Annotated in this window: 9 protein-coding genes; 7 read left to right on the top strand and 2 right to left on the bottom strand. The window is 66.8% G+C overall.

The features are described 5' to 3' along the window. Window positions 1–16: 16 nt before the first annotated feature. The gene (locus GLA29479_RS07585) at window positions 17–1,141 is read left to right on the top strand and encodes a hypothetical protein (RefSeq protein ID WP_057971233.1); all 1,125 of its coding nucleotides are present in this window, start codon (window positions 17–19) and stop codon (window positions 1,139–1,141) included. Here the strand turns inward: GLA29479_RS07585 and GLA29479_RS07580 are convergent. Both GLA29479_RS07580 and GLA29479_RS07575 read right to left on the bottom strand, forming a co-directional pair. Next, window positions 1,128–2,855, bottom strand: coding sequence for a cyclic peptide export ABC transporter (locus GLA29479_RS07580; RefSeq protein WP_057971232.1), 1,728 nt, complete (start codon window positions 2,853–2,855; stop codon window positions 1,128–1,130). The two genes, GLA29479_RS07585 and GLA29479_RS07580, sit on opposite strands and share 14 nt — an antisense overlap. Next, a complete protein-coding gene (locus GLA29479_RS07575) occupies window positions 2,852–5,335 on the bottom strand; it encodes a penicillin acylase family protein (RefSeq protein WP_169795624.1) in 2,484 nt (827 codons plus the stop codon). The genes GLA29479_RS07580 and GLA29479_RS07575 overlap by 4 nt, the downstream gene beginning before the upstream one ends. 1,227 nt (window positions 5,336–6,562) lie before the next feature. On the opposite strand from GLA29479_RS07575, the gene GLA29479_RS07565 reads away from it, so the two are divergent. The 6 genes from GLA29479_RS07565 (at window position 6,563) to GLA29479_RS07540 (ending at window position 19,075) form a co-directional block, all read left to right on the top strand. Continuing rightward, the gene (locus GLA29479_RS07565; protein WP_282955884.1) at window positions 6,563–8,203 is read left to right on the top strand and encodes a fatty acyl-AMP ligase; all 1,641 of its coding nucleotides are present in this window, start codon (window positions 6,563–6,565) and stop codon (window positions 8,201–8,203) included. Between the two features lie 120 nt (window positions 8,204–8,323). Beyond that, a complete protein-coding gene (locus GLA29479_RS07560; protein ID WP_057917621.1) occupies window positions 8,324–8,587 on the top strand; it encodes an acyl carrier protein in 264 nt (87 codons plus the stop codon). Between the two features lie 104 nt (window positions 8,588–8,691). Further along, window positions 8,692–9,822, top strand: a complete 1,131-nt coding sequence (gene metX / locus GLA29479_RS07555; protein ID WP_082638377.1) for a homoserine O-acetyltransferase MetX — start codon at window positions 8,692–8,694, stop codon at window positions 9,820–9,822. Beyond that, window positions 9,812–10,933, top strand: a complete 1,122-nt coding sequence (locus GLA29479_RS07550) for a homoserine dehydrogenase family protein (protein WP_057971228.1) — start codon at window positions 9,812–9,814, stop codon at window positions 10,931–10,933. The genes metX and GLA29479_RS07550 overlap by 11 nt, the downstream gene beginning before the upstream one ends. A gap of 70 nt (window positions 10,934–11,003) precedes the next feature. After that, window positions 11,004–17,414, top strand: coding sequence for a non-ribosomal peptide synthetase (locus tag GLA29479_RS07545; protein ID WP_057971227.1), 6,411 nt, complete (start codon window positions 11,004–11,006; stop codon window positions 17,412–17,414). 62 nt (window positions 17,415–17,476) lie between these two features. Then, on the top strand, window positions 17,477–19,075 hold the full coding sequence (locus tag GLA29479_RS07540) for an MBL fold metallo-hydrolase (RefSeq protein WP_211265040.1): 1,599 nt from the start codon (window positions 17,477–17,479) through the stop codon (window positions 19,073–19,075). Window positions 19,076–19,148 lie beyond the last annotated feature (73 nt).

Here is a 19,148-nt window from a genome sequence, read left to right as displayed (position 1 = left end):
CACCAGGAGCCACGCCATGAACCTCACCCGACTTGCCGCCGCCACGGCCTTGCCTGTCCTGCTCGCTTGGGCGGCGAGCGGTGCATCGACGACGGTCCCGGCCAGTGGCCCGGTCGCGGCCAAGGCGGTCAACGACGCGCTCGGTGCGTCGCTGCGCGCCGACATGCCGACCGCGCTGAGCACCTTGAAGGCGGCGCCGCTGGAGGAGTTCAACGCCAAGGACGCCGCGTTCCGCGCCTGCATGCTCAGCCGTCACGATCGCAGTACGCCGCCGTACCTGGCCGGCACCGTCGCCGATCCGTTCGCGCGCAGCGTGCTCGAGGTCTATCAGCGCTATTGGTGGAAGGCGCTGCGCGATCCGGCGGTGCGTCCGGCCGAAGAGGCGCGGCTGAAGACCGATCTGGCCGCGTTGATCGGCGAGCCCGCGCCGGCACCGACCGAAGAAGCTTTCGAAGGCTTGAACGAACGCATCAACGTCGAACTGCGCAAGCGCGGCTTTCATCCGCTGCAGGGCCGCACGCCGCCGTTGTACGACCTGATGCTGTGGGGCCAGCAGGAGGAGCGGCCTTACACGGTCGACCTGCCGAGCGGCGAACAGCAGCCGGTGAAAGTGTTCGTGATGGACGGTTGGGTCAGCCGCGGCTGGGCCCACTACACCTCGTGCGAGCGCACCGGCGCGGCCGGCTGGGCCAAGCCCGAGGGCCTGTACGCGGTGCGCAGTTCCTACGGTGACATGAAGGGCGAAGACTTCCGGGTCAGCTTTCTCGGCCACGAGGCCCAGCATTTCGCCGACATGAAGCGCTGGCCGGAGATGCCGGCCTGGACCTTGGAGTACCGCGCCAAGCTGGTCGAACTGGCCCAGGCCGATACCACCCGCGAGAAACTGCTCGACCGTTTCTATCGCAGCCAGGACGACGAACCCGATCACCCGCACCCCTACGCCAACAAGCGCGTCACTACCGAGGTGGCGAGCAAACTCGGCCTGGCCGCCGACGCCGATCTGCGCAAGGCCGATCCCGAAGCGGTGCGCCGCACCGCGCGGGAAGTGCTGATCGCCGATACCCAGCGGCGCGAGGCCGAGGGCGCGGAGAAGACCGGCGTTATGGCGGGGTCCGACCCGGCGCCGGTCAGCCGGCCATGACGAAAGCTTGCGCGCGCGGCGACGGGAGTTCCTGCGCCGCGCGCGTCTCGCGACGTTCGACCCGGGCGACGCGGCCTTCCTCCATCACGATCAGCTGGTCGGCGACATCGAAATAGCGGTCGTCGTGAGTGATCGCGACGATCGCCTTGCCGCGCGCCTTCAGCGCCGGAAGGATCTCGTGATAGAACACGGCCTTGAAGGTCGGGTCCTGGTCGGCGGCCCATTCGTCGAACAAATACAGTTCTTTGTCGTCGATGATCGAGGCCAACAAGGCCATGCGCCGGCGCTGGCCGTCGGACAAGGCCAGGGTCGAGAAGCGGCCGTCGCGGTAGCTGACCTTGCGGTCCAGGTGCAGGGCCTTGAGGTAGTGATCGACCGTCGCCTTGAGCTGGTCGTCGTCGGCGCCGAGGATCTGGTCGAACAGGTGATAGTCGGAATAGATCGCGCTGACCGACTGCCGGTAGGTGCCGATCGAATCGTCGCTGACGGCGTGGTCGCCGAAGCGGATGATGCCGCCGACCGCGCGGTAGTGCAGGGTCAGCAGCTTGCTCAGGGTCGACTTGCCCGAGCCGTTGCCGCCGACGATGAAGCTGATCTCGCCCTTGCGGAACTCCAGGTCGAGTGGACCGACCCGGAAACCGTCGTCCTTGTCGTCCTTGCTGCCGTGGCGATAGCTGACCTGCTCGAAACGCACGCTGTCCCAGTCGCGCGCCGGCTCCTGCACGGCCGAGATGCTCTCCTGCGGAATCTCCTCGAACAGCTTGGCCACGCGCTGGATCGAAACGCGCGAGATCGAGATCTGCGGCAGGAAGCCGAGAATCGCCGAGATCGGCCCGGCGATGTACAGCAGCGCCATGATCACCCCGATCAACTGCTCGTTGCTGATCGTGCGGTAGTTGACCACGATGAACACGATCGAGCCGATCACGAAGAAACTCAGCAGGTCGCCGTAGTTGCTGGCCGCGCGCAGGATCGTATAGCCGGTCTTCTCGTCCTTCTGCACCGAGCGTTCGCAGTGCATCAGCACTTTGTCGAAGAAGGCCTCGCGTTTGGCGTCGTCGAGCTTGAGCTCCTTGATGCCGTGGATCAGGCCCTGGATCGATTCCTGCAGGTGGTCGAAATGCTGGCGCGCGCTGTTGAAATAGCGCCCGCCGATCAGCATCGGGATCTGGTAGGTCACCACGCCGAAGGCGATGCAGCCGAGCACGAACCAGAACAGGTCGGCGTTGAGCACCAGCAGGAAACCGAGCATGCCCAGCAGCATGACCAGGTTGATCAGCATGTCCGGGAACATGCGCGCGCCCAGCACGATGCGCGGCACGTCCGAGGTCAGGGCGGCGATCAGGCGCGAATGGCCGATCTTCTCCAGCGCCGACAGCGGCGCCTGGGCGATGCGGTCGTACAGGCGCGTGCGCAGGCTGGAGGCAACGTCGATCGCGACCCGGGTCAGCACCACTTGCGACAGGGTCCGGGTGACCAGGATGAACACGCACACCAGGGTGAATACCAGCGCGAACGGCGCGTTGGCGATCTCCAGCGAGAACAGCCGGGTCGGCGCGGCCGCGATGGTGTGCAGGCGCGGGTCGCCCTGCTTGAGCACGTTCATCACCAGCGGGATCAACAACGAATAGCAGATGCCCGACAGGCCGCCCAACAGGATCGAGAAGAACACCTTGTTGGGGGCGCGGCGCGAATACTCGGCGAACAATTTCATTCGGCGGCTCCAGTGGTCTGGCCTGCGCGGTGCGCAGCGGCGGGCCGGTCGTAGCTGGCCTCCAGCCTGCGGTATTCGACATCGCGGAAGGCTTCGACGCTGTCGTCGTAGTGCGGACTGAACACGTTGCCGGACTGGCCGGTGGAGTTCATGTAGTGGTGCTGCACCGCGTCGCGTCGCAACGCGATCACTTGCCGGAAGCCGGCGCCGAAGGCCTGCAGATAACCGTCCGAGCCGGCATAAGTCGCGCCGGCGACGTTGATCGAATTCGGCGAGCCGCCGTTGCCGACGCGGCGCTCGAACAGTTTGTCGAACGGCTTCCACTGGCTGAAGGGCGTGTGCCGGTAGACGGTGTGCTGGACCTCGCCCCAACGCCAACTGTCCATGCTCCAGTCGCCCTTGAGCTTGTACAACTCCCACAACGCACGCTCCTGCGAGGCTGCCAGGGCCTGGTCGCAAGTCTCGCGCGCGGCGGTGGCGGGCCGGTCGCACCAGCCTGCGGCGTCGGTGCGCAACAGTGCGGTCAGCTGGTCCAGGCCGACGCCTTCGACCAGGCCGTCGAGGACGTCTTCGCCCTGGGTCTCGCCCCAGTTCGCCTGCAGACGGTCGGCGTAGACGCGCTCGCGGAAGTGCCGCATCCAGGCGTGGAAGATCGCCGCGGCCTGACTGTCGGCGCGCATGTCGCCGTTCCAGTCCTTGAGGTGGCGGGCGGCTTGTGCCGCGTGCTCGCCTTTGGGCAAGCGCTTGCGCAACTCGCCGATCAGCGCCGCGGCTTCCAGGTCGAGGGTGTCGGCCTGGATCCGCTGCATGTCGGCCATGCCCAGGCGCTTGCCGGCGTCGATGCGTTCGCGCAGCAATTGCTCGATGCGGCGCGCGCGCGCCGGCGAAGCCCAGTCGTGCGAGACGAAGTACGGATAGGCGTCGCCGGCGACCTTGTTGTTGGCGGTGACGATATAGCCCGATGACGGGTTATAGCTTTGCGGCCACTGCGCCGGCGGCACTTCGCCGGACCAGCCGTAGGCTTCGTCCCAGCCCGGCGAGGGCAGGGTGCCTTCGCCCTGCTTGCGCAGCGGCAGGCGGCCGGCACCGAGGTAACCGATGTTGCCCTCGCGATCGGCGTAGACCATGTTCATCGCCGGGGCGACGTGGAAGGCCAGCGCTTGGCGGAAGCCGTCCCAATCCTTGGCATAGCCGAGGCGGAAGAACGCCTCGTAACTGGTGTCGCCGGGGTCCAGCCCGGTCCAGCGCAGCGCCACCGGTTGATCGAACACGCCGTAGCGATCGCTGATGATCGGCCCGTGCCGGGTCGAGCGCACCTTCAATGCGACCGGCGCGTACTGCTCGCGCAGCTGCCGCGGGAAATCGGCGCGCACTTCGATGCGCTCCTCGCGCACCGCGAACGCCTGCCAACCGGCGCCGGTTTCGTAATGCTCGCTGGCGCGGTCGACGCGCTCGAAGAACAGGTCCTGGGTGTCGGCCATCATATTGGTGCCGCCCCAGGCGAGACGCTCGTTGCGTCCGAACACCACCACCGGCAGGCCGACCAGGCTCATGCCCGAGGTCTTCAACCCCGGCGCCTGGATGCTGAGCGGATACCACAAGGACGGAATCTGCAGGCCCAGATGCGGATCGTTGGCGAGCATGGCGGCGCCGTCGGAGGTCAGGCGACCGGCGACCACCCAGGCGTTGCTGCCGGTGTTCGGCACCGCCAGGCCGTAATCGCGCTGCAACTGCGATTGCAAACGGCCGATCGAGGCCAGTGGCGCGGCATCGCGCACGCCCAGCGCCGCCACCGTGGTCGGCGCATCGGCGGGGTAATCGGGGAAGAACGGTTTCAGCTGCGCTTCGTCGAGGCCGCGTTGGGCGACGTAGCGCGCCAACTCGCGCTGGAAATTGCCGCCGAGGTCCAAGGCGAACATCTTGATCCAGGCCAACGAGTCGCGCTCGGTCCAGCGCTCCGGCGCGATGCCGAACACACGGAACTCGCTCGGCAGCGGGTGGCCTTCGCCGATCCAGGCGTTGATGCCGGCGGTGTAGGCGGTCAGCGAACGTTGTGCCTGCGGACTCAGCGCCGGCCAGGCGCTGGCGGTGGATTCGTACAGGCCGAGGGTGCGGAACCAGACATCGGTGTCGACGCTGTCCTTGCCGAATATCTCGCTGACGCGGCCGCGTGCCAGGCGCCGCTGCAATTCCAACTGCCACAGGCGGTCTTGCGCTTGCGCATAGCCGACCGCGAAGAACGCGTCGTCGTCGCTCGCCGCCTGGATGTGGACCATGCCGTCGGCATCGCGCCGGATCGTCGCCGGTGCCTTTGCGCCGCGGCTGAGCTGCCCGCGGCTGATCTGCAGGCTCGCTGTTTGCGGCAGGCTCGCCTTCAGCGACGACCAGGTCCAGACCGAAGCGGCCAGCAACGGTACGACGACGATGGCCAGGAACCGCGAGGCGAGCGGAAAGGAACCGAACAATGCAAAAAACTTCACCGATGCTCTCGCCATGATCGTGAAGGGGACGACTCCTTGTCTCCGCCGTCGACGCCGTCCCCACGGAGTGTCGATGCGTTCCATCCTTGCGGCCTGGGCGTTCGGCCTCGGCCCGCGTTCCCATTCGGGATGCGTGGCGCTACCGCAGCGCCACTTTCGTAGCCGGCGCGGTCGTCGCGATGACGTCGACGCGCGCGGCACTAACGCCCAGCAGGCGCCACGGCCCCGGCATGCTCGACTCGGCCATGCTGGCGGCTCGGCGTAGCACCTGACGAGACGCGGCCGTCGCGGCGGGCGACAACGGTGGGCCCGTGCGAGTAGCTAACGTCGCGTTCGCCTCAATCAGGCCAAGCAGTCCCGGCCGATGTCCCGGCATACCCGCCCGCGACCGATCGATGCCATCGATGCCAGTCGTGTCCTGTACATCCCCCGGATGCCGTTTGCTGTGTTTCGGATATTTCCCTGTTCCCTGGGGTTTCGATCCTTTCTTTGCAGATTCTTGAGTGCGATCACGTTGTCGGCTACCGCAATGATCATGCGCCTATGGCGTCCCCGGATCCTTGCTGATAGGTGGCGATCGAGTCGACGAAAATAGCTGTCGATGAAAGACCAACGTCACACAGCAATAGCTTAATGAGGATGTCGCGTCAATAAAATGACTCTCGCTCATCTACGTGAATCGAGTTGGCGAAAAATACGCCAGTGCACTCGAAAGTGGTGTTTTCCCTGGGGATTTACTTAATACATCGCCTTCACATCGGATCAAGGCGCGAGCAATCGAGTGTGTAGGCTGCACGTACCTGGCCGTATTTTTTATGTGATCGCGTTTCAGGTTCGTGTGGCTGTAGAGACCAAGTGCACAGATTCCATACGGATATTTGACGCGCTTGAGACGCCAAGCGTATAAGCCTCGCGAGGGCCGATTACGCAAGATGCAGTGGCAAGCGTCATGGGCCCGGAGATGCGCGGATCGCGTTGACGACCGTCGCATCGAGTGCGAACCGGCAGCATTAGGCTCGCACCGTCCGAACCGAATCGGGTCGGACTCAGGGGGAAATCGAAAGGAAATACCAACGACGGCGCGCGGGATTCGCGCGTCGATGGAGGGTTGTTGGTCCGCATATCGCATGAAGCGAAGCACGCCAGACATGGGGTCTTCGAACGGAAGCAGTTCAGTCAAGCAAAGGTTTGCTCAAGGAAGTCAGTGTGCAAAGTTTTCCCGAGATCATGTTTCACCGTGCCCGAACCATGCCCGACGCCGTGGCCTGCCGCTTCTTCAAGGGCGCCTCGTTGGAGCCGGAGGTATTCACTTTCGGCGGTCTGTTCGAGCAGGCGGCCGGCCTGGCGGCGCGACTGCAGCAGCGCGGCCTGTCGGGCCAGCGCGCCGTACTGGTGTGCAAATCGCAGCAGAGTTTCGTCGTCGCCTTCTATGCCTGCATGCTCGCCGGCGTGGTCGCCGTGCCGTCGGCGCCGCCGCGCCGGCAGGTGATGCAGAGCCGCCTGCAACTGATCGTCGGCGACGCCCAGGCGCGCGCGCTGCTGTTCGACGGCGACGAGTTGCTCGACACCGAACTCGAATTCGACGGCGAGCGATTGCTCAAGATCGACCTGCGCGAACACGACGCGGCCGGCTTGCGCGCCGACGCCGGGCAGTGGACCCAGGCGTTCCCGGAGCCGTCGGCGCACGCCTTCTTCCAGTACACCTCCGGTTCCACCGGCGACCCCAAGGGCGTCGTCGTCAGCCACGGCAATCTGATTCACAACTGCGCAGCGATCCAGGACGCGATGGAACTGTCGCCGGACTCGGTGCTGTTCACGGCCTTGCCGCTGTTCCACGACATGGGCCTGGTCGGCGGCGTGCTGCAGCTGATGTACAGCGGCTGCCCGGCCGGCTTCATGTCGCCGTCCGAATTCGTGCAGTACCCGGAACGTTGGTTGCAGATCATTTCGAAATTCGGGGTCACCGTGAGCGGCGGCCCGAACTTCATGTACGACTTGGCCGGACGCGCGATCAAGCCCGAACAGATCGAAGGCGTCGACCTGTCGTCGTGGCGGGTCGCCTTCTGCGGCGCCGAACCGATCCGCGCCGCCACCGTGGCGCGTTTCGCCGAGCGTTTCGGCGAGTATGGTTTCCGCGCCGAATCCTTCTACCCGTGCTACGGCATGGCCGAGTCGACCTTGCTGATCACCGGCGTGCGCTGCGGCACCGCGACCGCGGTCGATCGCCGCGACGGTGCGGCCGTGGTCGGCTGCGGCACGCCGCGCGTCGGTATGCGCCTGGTCATCGTCGACCCGCACACCCACCGCCTCGTGGCGGACGGCGAGGGCGGCGAGATTTGGGTGCACGGCGCCAGCGTCGCACAAGGCTATTGGCAGCGCCCCGAACTCAACCGGATCGCTTTCCATGCGCGCATCGACGGCGAAGCCGAGACGGTCGCGCCGGGAGGTTATCTGCGCACCGGCGACCTGGGATATCTGCACGACGGCCAGTTGTTCGTCACCGGCCGACTCAAGGACCTGATCATCGTCAACGGCCGCAAGTACGTGCCGCAGGACATCGAAGACGAATGCGAGCAGAGCCATGAAGCGCTGCGCCAGTCCGGCGGCGCCGCCTTCGACGTCGTCGAGGGCGACAGCGGCCGATTGGTGGTCGTGTTCGAACTCAAGCGCGAATGGCTGCGCCGTCATCCGCAGTGGAGCGACGTGATCGGCTCGATGCGCGCTTGTGTCAATTCCGCCTATGGCCTGCCGGTGTCCGAGGTGGTGCTGATCAAGCCCGGCACCTTGCCGCGCACGTCGAGCGGAAAGGTGCGGCGCAGCCAGTGTCGTATGGACTATCTCGCCGGTGCCTTACAGCGCGCGGGATGACCGATCGGCCCCGACGCAGGGCCACGCGGACCGCGTCCGCGATAACAAGAAACGTAGCGCCAGTGAATGCAGCGCCGGTCCTCGTGGAGCGGAAGACATGGAGCAGTTGGGGGTAGGGCAATGAGCAAGCGTGAACCGTGGTTGATCGATGCGATGGCCGAAGTTCTGGAGGTGGACCGTTCGCAGTTGTCGGCGACCGAGTCCTTCGCCGAACTCGGCGTGGATTCTCTGTTGGGACTGCGCCTGACGCGCAAGTTGGAAGATCTGCTGGGCAGCGAAGTCGAACTGGAATGGCTGTTCGATCATCCCAGCGTGCGCCAGCTCGCGCGTTTTCTCGACGAGCGTTTCGGCGAGATCGATGCGGCGCCCGCCGGCCCGGGTTGAAGCAACCGACCCGGCGAACCAAACCCTCCGCAGGCTGGTCATGGACGGTTCCGCGATCCGGAACCGAGCGGCCTGCTCAACGCGTCACGAAAGGAATCAGCGACATGAGCGAATTTCCGGTATCGCCCGCGACTCGCCACTGGCATAGCGCCGCGCCGCTCGCGCTCGAACTCGGGCAGCACCTGCCCGGCTACACCCTGGGGTATCGCACCTGGGGCCAGCTGTCCGCAGCCGGCGACAACGCCGTCATCGTCTGCCACGCCCTGACCGGTTCGGCCGACGCCGCCGAATGGTGGGAGCCGTTGTTCGGCGCCGGCAAGGCGATCGACCCGCAACGCGATTTCATCGTCTGCAGCAATGCGCTCGGCAGTTGCTACGGCAGCACCGGGCCGGCCTCGCCGCATCCCGACGGCGGCCACTGGGGCACGCGCTTTCCCAAGCTGACCATTCGCGACCAGGTCCGTGCGCAGATGGCCTTGGCCGATGCGCTCGGTATCCGCCGCATCAAGTTGGTAATCGGCGGTTCGATGGGCGGTCTGCAGACCCTGGAGTGGGCCTTGCTCGATCCGCAGCGAGTCGAATCGATCGCGGTGATCGCCGCGAGCGCGCGCCACTCGGCCTGGTGCATCAGCTGGAGCGAGGCGCAGCGCCTGTCCCTGCGTGCCGATCCGAAGTTCCGCGGCGGCGACTACCCGCGCGAGGACGCGCCGCATGCCGGCCTCGGCGCCGCCCGCGCGATCGCCATGGCGACTTATCGCAGCCCGGCCTCGCTCGACGACCGCTACGGGCGCGCCAACGGCGCCTCGGTGTTCGATGTTCACGCCAAGCTTCCCGACGATTTCGCCGTGCGCGGCTGGATGCAGCATCATGCCGAGAATTTCGTCCGTCGATTTGACGCCAATTGCTATCTGGCGCTGATCGATGCGATGGATCAGCACGACGTCGGTCACGGCCGCGGCGGCGTCGACGCCGCCCTGTCCAGCATCCGCCAGCCGGCCCTGATCGTGGCCATTTCCAGCGACGGCCTGTATCCGCCGGCCGAGCAGGAACTGCTGTGCGAATCGATTCCCGGCGCGCACTTCCTCGAAATCAACTCGCGCCACGGCCACGACGGTTTCCTCATCGATGCCGCGGCGATGGAACGCAGCATCGCCCAATTCCGCGGCGTCGCCGCAACACCGGGCCACGGCGCCCGCTTCATCAACGCAGCGGAGGTCGCAACTTATGCTGGCTGATTACTCGCCCGTACGTATCCAGGCCCGCAACAGCGTGGTCGACGCTCACCGCGTCGACCTGGTGCTGATCGGCGCCCGCGGCAAGGTCGGCAGCGCCTTCCGGCGCCAGCTCGGCAATCGCCAGCCGGCCTTGTTGTCGGAAGCCAATCTCGATCTGCGCCTGCTCGCCGGTTTCGACCGCCGCGGCTTCGCCTTCGACACCCACGGCATCGTCCCGGAGTCGATCGACGAGCACATGCCCGAGCGCGGCGCCGACGATGTCGAACGGCTGATGTCGCACGTCGGCCGCCACGGCGGCGTGCGCACCCTGGTGGTCGACTGCACCGCCAGCGACGAGATCGCCGATTTCTACCCGCGCTTGTTGATGGGCGGCATGGGCATCGTCGCAGCCAACAAGCGCGCCAACGCGCGCAGCCTGTCGAGCTATCGCGATCTGCAGCACGCCGCACGCGAACGCGGCGTGCCGTACCGCTACGAGACCACGGTCGGCTCGGCGATTCCCTTGCTCGGCCCGCTGCGCGATTTGCGCCTGCGCGGCGAACGGGTGATCTCGGTGCAGGGCGTGTTGTCGGGCTCGCTGAGCTACATCCTGCACCGCATGCACGAGGGGTGTCTGTTCTCGGCCGCGGTGGCCGAAGCGCGCGCGCTCGGCTACACCGAGCCCGACCCGATGGAAGACCTGCGCGCGATCGATCTCAGCCGCAAGCTGCTGGTGCTGGCGCGCGAAGCCGGTTTCGCGATGGAGCTCGAAGACCTGGTGATCGAGCCCTTCGCCGACCTCGACATCGCCTCCGACGATCTGATCCCGGCCCTGCAGGTCGCCGACGCCGGGTGGAAAGCCCGCATCGCCAACGCCCTGGAGCAGGGCGAGCGCTGGGTGGTGCTGGCCGAGGCCAGCCGCGAAGGCGGGCGCATCAACCTGCGCCGGGTGCCGGCGCACTCGTCGTTCGCCCAGCTCGAACCGGGTCAGAACCTGATCTCGATCCGCACCGAACTGCAGGACCGCATGCCTTTGTGCGTCAGCGGCCCGGGGGCGGGCGTGGAGATCACCGCCGCCGGCGTGCTCAGCGACGTGGTCGCGGCAGCGGCGCACTGGACGCGCCAGGACTGACGCGTAGCGACACAGGACCGCCGGTCGCGAGACCGGCTTTGGCAGGACGCGAATCGACAGGACGCGATAGATGAATTTGGAAAGGGCCATCGAGATGGAGCGAAACGAGGACATGGACGCCTGGTTTCCGCTGTCCGCTGCGCAGCAGGGACGGTGGTTCCTGTACCGTTTCGACCCGGCCGGGCGCGGCAACCACAACAACGTGTTCGCCGTGGCCTTGCAGGGACGGATCGAGCCGTCGGCGATCGCGCGCGCGCTCGAGACCCTGGCTGCGCGCCATCCGATGCTGCGCGCGCGAGTACGTTGCCTCGACGGCCGCGAGCCCGAGCAATGCATCGCGCTCGACGCGCAGGTGCCGCTGTCGATCGTCGATGCCGCCGGCCTCGACGAGGACGAGTTGAAGGCGAGGGTCGGCGCCGATGCGCTGGCAACGTTCGACGACGAGCGCGCGCCGCTGGTGCGGGCCGCCCTGTATGTGCGTGATGTGCGCGATGCGCGCGAATCGGTGTTCGTGCTGGCCTTCGATCATTTGATCTGCGACGGTTGGTCGTATTGGCGCCTGCTCGAAGAGTTCGGCGCGCTGCTGTCCGGCACCACGACCGAGGCCGAACCGAGCGCGGCCGCCGCCAGCTATCGCGATTACGTCGCCTGGCAGCGCGACTGGCTCGGCAGCGCCGAGGCCGAGCGCCAGTTCGGCTATTGGCAGGATCGCTTCGCCACGCCCGCACCTGTGTTGGACCTGCCGAGCGACCGTCCGCGCCCGGCGCGGCCGAGCGGGGCGCAGGCGGTGGTTTCGCTGTCGCTGTCGGCGACGACGTCCCAGGCGCTGACCGCTCTGGCTACGCGCCAGGCTGGAACGCTGTTCACCACGTTGTTGGCCGCTTACCAGATTCTGTTGCACCGCCTCAGCGGCCAGGACGACGTCGTCGTCGGCTCGCCGATGCCGGGCCGCAGCCGTCCGCAGTGGGACGGCGTGGTCGGCGACTTCGTCAACATGGTCGCGTTGCGCGCTGGCTTCGCCGAACGCCAGACCGTCGCCGACGTGCTGCGTCTGGCCCGCAATGCCGCGCTCAAGGGCATGGCGCAGCAGGACTATCCGTTCTCCCGCCTGGTCGACCGCCTGCACGCCGGCCAGGAGCGCGGCGAGCATCCGCTGTTCCAGAGCGTGTTCGTGTTCCAGAACGCGCGCCGCAGCAAGGATCTCGCGGCGCTGTGGAAGGCCGACGAGTCCGCCGCGCCGGTGGCGCATTGGGGCGAGATCGGCCTGCGGCCGTTCCCGCTGCCGCAACGCCTCGGCAGCGACCGCATCGGCCTGGCCTTGCAGGCGATGGAGTTCGACGACGGCTTGCGTTGCGATTTCGTCTACGACACCGATCTGTTCGATCAGGCCACGGTCGCGCGCTATGCGCAATGCTTCGAAGTGCTGCTCGACGGCATGATCGCCGACGCCCAGTGCCCGGTCAGCCGCCTGCCGCTGCTGTCGGCGGCCGAGCGCGAGCAGGTGCTGGAAGCCTTCAACGACACTGCTTTCGATTACCCGCGCGAGCGTCTGCTGCATCAGCCGTTCGAGACGCAGGTTCGGGCGACGCCGGGAGCGACCGCACTGGTCTGCGGCGGCGAGCGGCTGAGCTATGCCGAACTCAATCGCTGGGCCAACCGCATTGCGCATCGGCTGCTTGCGCTCGGCGTGCGTGCCGACGACCGCGTCGCGATCTGCCTCGAACGCAGTCCGTCGCTCGTGGCCGGGGTGCTCGGCATCCTCAAGGCCGGCGCGGCCTACGTGCCGCTGGACCCGAACTATCCTGCGGACCGTTTGGCCTACATGCTCGCCGACAGTGCGCCGATGGCGCTGTTGAGCCAACAGTCGCTGACGGGCTTGCTGGGTGAGGTCGCGGTGCCGGTCGTGTTGGCCGACGATGCGGACTTGGCCGATCAGCCCGAGCATGATCCGAAGGTCGATGGCCTGACCGCGCGCCATCTGGCCTACGTGATCTACACCTCCGGTTCGACCGGCCAGCCCAAGGGCGTGGCGATCGAACATGCGAATGCGACGAATTTCATCGCCTGGGCGAACGCCAACTTCAGCCGCGAGCAGCTGAGCAATACGCTGTTCTCGACCTCGATCAACTTCGACCTGGCGGTGTACGAGTTGTTCGCACCGCTGAGCATCGGCGCGCAGATCACCGTCGTGCGTGATGTGCTGGCGACCGATTCGAACAGCCCGCTGAGCCTGATCAACACCGTGCCCTCGGGCATCAACGCCTTGCTGCAGAGCGGCGGGGTGCCGGTGACCACGCGCACGGTCAATCTGGCCGGCGAACCGCTCAAGCGCGCGCTGGTCGAGCAGATCTTCGCCCAGACCGACGTGGCGATGGTTGCGAACCTGTACGGCCCGACCGAGACCACGACCTATTCGACCTGGGTTGCGATGGACCGCGCGGATGGTTTTGCCTCGCACATCGGCAAGCCGGTCGCGAACACCCGCATCTACATCGTCGATGCGCATCTCGAGCCGGTGCCGGTCGGGGTGGTCGGGGAGCTGTACATCGGCGGCGAAGGCGTGGCCCGCGGCTATCTGCACCGTCCCGAACTGACTGCCGAGCGTTTCGTGCGCGATCCCTTCGTCGCGGACGAAGCCGCTCGGATGTACAAGACCGGCGACCTCGGCCGCTGGCGCGCCGACGGCACCATCGAGTACCTGGGCCGCAACGACTTCCAGGTCAAGATCCGCGGCTTCCGCATCGAGCTCGGCGAGATCGAGAGCAAGCTCGCTGCGTGCGAAGGCGTGCGCGAAGCGGTGGTGGTGGCGCGCGAAGGCGAGGGCGGCGATAAGCGCTTAATCGCTTACGTGGTTCCCGCCGAGGGCGTGGAGCTGTCGGCGGCGCGCCTGCGCGAGCAACTGTCGCGCAGTCTGGCCGAGTTCATGCTGCCGAGCGCCTTCGTGACCCTGGCGGCGTTGCCGCTGACCCCGAACGGCAAGCTCGACCGCAAGGCCTTGCCGGCGCCGGGCGACGACGCGGTGATCCGCCGCGAGTTCGAATCGCCGCAGGGCGAGGTCGAGACCACGCTCGCCGCGATCTGGTGCGAGCTGCTGGGCCTGGAACGCGTCGGCCGCCACGACCAGTTCTTCGAGCTCGGCGGGCATTCGCTGCTGGCCCTTCAGGCAGTGTCGCGGATACGTCAGACGATCGGCGTCGACATCGCCCTGCGCGATCTGTTCGCGCGTCCGACCCTGTCGGCGCTGGCCGCGCATGCCGACGCGCTGGAGGCACCGCGCGTGGCCTCGTTCGAGCCGATCGCGCCGGTCGCTCGCGACGGCGCCTTGCCGCTGTCGTGGCCGCAGCAGCGTTTGTGGTTCCTCAATCAACTCGACGCCGCCGCCGGCGCTGCGTACCACATGTGCGCAGCGCTGCACGTGCGCGGCAAGCTCGACCGCGGCGCCTTGCAGGCGGCGCTGGACCGGGTCGTCGCCCGTCACGAGAGCCTGCGCACGGTGTTCGTCGAGCAGCAGGGCGAACCGCGCCAGTCGATCGGCGCCGTCGACACCGGTTTCCAATTGGTCGATCACGACCTGCGCCATCTCGATCCCGGTTCGCGCGCGCTGGCCGCGGCCGAACACGGCGCCGCCGAAGCGGTGGCGCCGTTCGATCTGGCCGCCGGGCCGCTGATCCGCGGCCGCCTGCTGCTGCTGTCCTCGGACGAACACATCCTGCTGTTCACCCAGCACCACATCATTTCCGACGGTTGGTCGATCGGCCTGTTGGTCAAGGAAGTCAGCGCGCTGTATGCCGCGATGCGCCAGGGCCAGGCCGATCCGCTGCCGCCCTTGTCGATCCAGTACGCCGACTACGCCGCCTGGCAACGCGAGCAATTGCAGGGCGAGCGGCTGCGCGAGCTCGGCGAATTCTGGCGCGCGCAGTTGCGTGGCGCGCCGGTGTTGCTGGAGCTGCCGACCGACCGGCCGCGTCCGCCGGTGCAGAGCTATGCCGGTGACAGCGTGCCGCTGGTGCTGCCGGCCGCGCTCAGCGCCGCGCTGCGCGCCTGGGCACAGGGGCACGGCGCGACCTTGTTCATGGCCTTGTTGGCCGCCTGGTCGACGTTGTTGTCGCGTCTGAGCGGACAGGACGAGGTCGTCGTCGGCACGCCGGTGGCGAACCGCCAGCATCCGCAGACCGAGCCGCTGATCGGCTTCTTCGTCAACGCCTTGGCCCTGCGCGTGAGCCTGCGCGACGACCCGAGCGCGGCGCAGTTGCTGGCGCGGGTCCGCGCGGTCGCGCTCGACGCCTACGACCATCAGGACCTGCCGTTCGAACAGGTCGTCGACGCGCTGCAGCCGGCGCGCACGCTCAGCCACAGTCCGCTGTTCCAGGCCATGTTGTCGCTCGACAACACGCCCGGCGGCGCGACCCTGAACCTGCCGGGCCTGAGCTTGAGCCCGCTGGCGACCGCGCAGGCCACCACCCGCTTCGACCTGTCGCTGGCACTCAGCGAATCGGGCGCCGAGATCGTCGGCGAGCTGGAGTACGCCACCGACCTGTTCGAGCGCGAGACCATCGAACGCTATGCCGGCTATTTCGTCCGCCTGCTCGAAGCCATGGTCGCCGACGCGCAAGCCCCGGTCAGCCGCCTGCCGCTATTGTCGGCGGATGAGCGCGAGCACGTGCTCGAAACCTTTAACGATACTGCTTTCGACTATCCGCGCGAGCGCCTGCTGCACCAGCCGTTCGAGGCGCAGGTTCTGGCGACGCCGGGAGCGACCGCACTGGTCTGCGGCGACGAACGCCTGAGCTACGCCGAACTCAACCGCCGGGCCAACCGCATCGCCCATCGCCTGCTCGCGCTCGGCGTGCGCGCCGACGACCGCGTCGCGATCTGCCTCGAACGCGGTCCGTCGCTCGTGGCCGGCGTGCTCGGCATCCTCAAGGCCGGCGCGGCTTACGTGCCGCTGGACCCGAACTATCCGCCGGACCGCCTGGCCTACATGCTCGCCGACAGCGCGCCGATGGCGCTGTTGAGCCAACAGTCGCTGACGGGCTTGCTAGGCGAGGTCGCGGTGCCGGTCGTGTTCGCCGACGATGCGGACTTGGCCGATCAGCCCGAGCACGACCCGGTCGTCGATGGCCTGACCGCGCGCCACTTGGCCTACGTGATCTACACCTCCGGCTCGACCGGCCAGCCCAAGGGCGTGGCGATCGAGCACGCGAATGCGGCCAACTTCATCGCCTGGGCGAACGCCAACTTCAGCGCCGAACAGCTGAGCAATACGCTGTTCTCGACCTCGATCAACTTCGACCTGGCCGTGTACGAGCTGTTCGCACCGCTGAGCATCGGCGCGCAGATAACGCTCGTGCGTGATGTGCTGGCGACCGACCCAGGCAGCCCGCTGAGTCTGATCAACACCGTGCCTTCGGGCATCAACGCCTTGCTGCAGAGCGGCGGGGTGCCGGCGACCACGCGCACGGTCAATCTGGCCGGCGAGCCGCTCAAGCGTGCCCTGGTCGAGCAGATCTTCGCCCAGACCGAGGTGGCGATGGTCGCGAACCTGTACGGTCCGACCGAGACTACGACCTATTCGACCTGGGTGGCGATGGACCGCGCGGATGGTTTTGCCTCGCACATCGGCAAGCCGGTCGCGAATACGCGTATCTACATCGTCGATGCGCATTTGCAGCCGGTGCCGGTGGGGGTGGTCGGCGAGCTGTACATCGGTGGGGAGGGCGTGGCACGCGGCTATCTGCATCGTCCGGAGTTGACCGCTGAGCGTTTTGTCCGCGATCCCTTCATCGCTAACGAAGCCGCTCGGATGTACAAGACCGGTGACCTCGGTCGCTGGCGCGCTGACGGCACCATCGAATACCTGGGCCGCAACGACTTCCAGGTCAAGATCCGCGGCTTCCGCATCGAGCTCGGCGAGATCGAGAGCAAGCTCGCGGCTTGCGAAGGTGTGCGCGAAGCGGTGGTGGTGGCGCGCGAAGGCGAGGGCGGCGACAAGCGCCTGATCGCCTACGTGGTGCCGGAAGAGGGCGTCGAGCTGTCGGCGGCGCGCCTGCGCGAGCAACTGTCGCGCAGCCTGGCCGAGTTCATGTTGCCGAGCGCCTTCGTGACCCTGACGGCCTTGCCGCTGACCCCGAACGGCAAGCTCGACCGCAAGGCCTTGCCGGCGCCGGGCGACGACGCGGTGATCCGCCGCGAGTTCGAAGCGCCGCAGGGCGAGGTCGAGACCGCGCTCGCCGCGATCTGGTGCGAACTGCTGGGCTTGGAACGCGTCGGTCGCCACGACCAGTTCTTCGAGCTCGGCGGCAGTTCGCTGGTCATCACCCGGCTCGGCTTCGAGATCCGCCAGCGCTACGGCATCAACGCCAACGTCGGCGAACTGTACGGGCGCCAGGCCTTGAAGGACATGGCCGCGTTCGTCGAACAACAGTCGCCGCGCCTGCGCCGCGAGGCCGACGACGTCACCGTCATCGAGTTCGACCTGTAGCTGCCGCCGCAGCGATCCGCCATACGCGAACGACCACATTCTGGAATGGAAACGGCAAGGACATGAGCATGCAGCAGCGCTACTACCTCAGGGAGAACGTCTATTTCGAGCCGCTCGTGCTCAAGTGGTACGCCTGGCCCTACCTGTTGCCGCCGGTCAGCGCGGCGATGAACATCACCGGCCGCAGCCTGCGCCTGATGAAGTCCTTCGTCGCCAATCACCAGTTGCACCTGGCCGCGAGCAAGAACCCGGAGCTGTCCGGCGGCGACTTCGTCAATTGCAGCGAAGACCAGCTCGACAACGTGCGCGGCCTGATCCACGACATCGAACACACCCATCAGGACTACCTGGACCTGCGCAAGGCGGTGGCGAAGCTCAACGAGATGCTGGAGCAGGCCAAGGGCCTGTCGCTGGAGCCGCTGTACGCGCAAGTGCCGGAAGCGCTGCGCGGTTATGTCGAGCTGATCTACGACATGAACCACAACGCCTCGTTCCGCCTGATCGAAGGCTTGATCTACGAGAGCCCGCTGTACAAGCCGCTGGCGCAGAGCGTTTCGCTGGGGCTGCTCGGCAAGGTCAAGGAGCGTCCGTTCGTGCTCAGCTCGCCGCGCCTGCCCGACGAGAATCATCTGCACGTCGAGGTGCCGTTCGCCCACGACTTCATCGACACTTTGTTCGCCGCGCGCGGCACGCCGATCGAACGCGAGCAGATCGACAGGCTGTTCGACGGCGTCGGCCTGCAGGGCGGGCTGACCGTGGACGAGCTGTTCACCACCGAGCCGCCGCGGGTCACGCGCGCGGCGCTGGAAGGACGCCTGCGGGTCAGCTATCTCGGCCATGCCGGCCTGCTGCTGGAAACCGAGCGCACCAGCATCCTGGTCGACCCGATCATCGCCGTGCGCGACCAGGCCAACGGCGACCGCGTGCTGAGCTTCAGCGAGCTGCCCGAGACCATCGACTACGTCTGCCTGACCCACACCCACATGGACCATGTCTGTGTGGAGACCCTGTTACAGCTGCGCCACAAGATCGGCGAGGTGCTGGTGCCGAAGAACGGCGGCGGCAGCATCGTCGACCCCTCGATCAAGCTGATGCTGCAGACCATCGGTTTTAAAGTGCGTGAGTTCGAGGATATGGAGATCTTGGACTGCGTCGACGGACGCATCCGTGCGATCCCCTTCCTCGGCGAGCACGCCGACCTGCACATCCGCTCCAAGACCGCGTGGTACTTCGAGTTCGCCGGGCAGAAGATTTTCTCCGGCGCCGATTCGTCGAGCCTGGACGAGCGCATGTATGAGCGCATCCAGAAGGTGATCGGGCATATCGACTTGCTGTTCATCGGAATGGAGTGCGTCGGCGCGCCGATGAGCTGGCTGTACGGCTCGTTGTTCACCAAGCCGATTCCGCGCGAGATCAACGAGTCGCGCCGCTTCAACGGCTCCGACTGCGCCTCGGCGCAGAAGATGATCGAGATCTTCAAGCCCTCGCAGGTCTACGTCTACGCGCTCGGCATGGAGCCGTGGTTCAAGTACTTCATGGGCATGGACTACACCGAGGACGCGCGTCAGATCCAGGAATCGAGCCAGTTGCTCGAATTCTGCGCCGGCCGCCAGGTGCAGTCCGAGCGTCTGTTCGCCAAGCACGTCTGGAACTTTAGTTGATGCGCACGTCGCGGCGGCCGACAGGCATGCCGCGGCGGCAGGGAATGCAACGTCGAGCGGCCGCCGGCAGCGG

It is taken from the genome of Lysobacter antibioticus (assembly GCF_001442535.1).
GTDB lineage: Bacteria > Pseudomonadota > Gammaproteobacteria > Xanthomonadales > Xanthomonadaceae > Lysobacter > Lysobacter antibioticus.
This window is presented reverse-complemented; position numbering and strand designations above follow the sequence as displayed.

What these genes read in the sequence shown, in the direction of transcription:
- GLA29479_RS07560 (WP_057917621.1), top strand. Translation starts at nt 8,324, where the DNA reads ATGAGCAAGCGTGAACCGTGGTTGATCGATGCGATGGCCGAAGTTCTG.
- GLA29479_RS07545 (WP_057971227.1), top strand. Translation starts at nt 11,004, where the DNA reads ATGAATTTGGAAAGGGCCATCGAGATGGAGCGAAACGAGGACATGGAC.
- GLA29479_RS07580 (WP_057971232.1), bottom strand. Translation starts at nt 2,855, where the DNA reads ATGAAATTGTTCGCCGAGTATTCGCGCCGCGCCCCCAACAAGGTGTTC.
- GLA29479_RS07540 (WP_211265040.1), top strand. Translation starts at nt 17,477, where the DNA reads ATGAGCATGCAGCAGCGCTACTACCTCAGGGAGAACGTCTATTTCGAG.
- metX (WP_082638377.1), top strand. Translation starts at nt 8,692, where the DNA reads ATGAGCGAATTTCCGGTATCGCCCGCGACTCGCCACTGGCATAGCGCC.
- GLA29479_RS07585 (WP_057971233.1), top strand. Translation starts at nt 17, where the DNA reads ATGAACCTCACCCGACTTGCCGCCGCCACGGCCTTGCCTGTCCTGCTC.
- GLA29479_RS07550 (WP_057971228.1), top strand. Translation starts at nt 9,812, where the DNA reads ATGCTGGCTGATTACTCGCCCGTACGTATCCAGGCCCGCAACAGCGTG.
- GLA29479_RS07565 (WP_282955884.1), top strand. Translation starts at nt 6,563, where the DNA reads ATGTTTCACCGTGCCCGAACCATGCCCGACGCCGTGGCCTGCCGCTTC.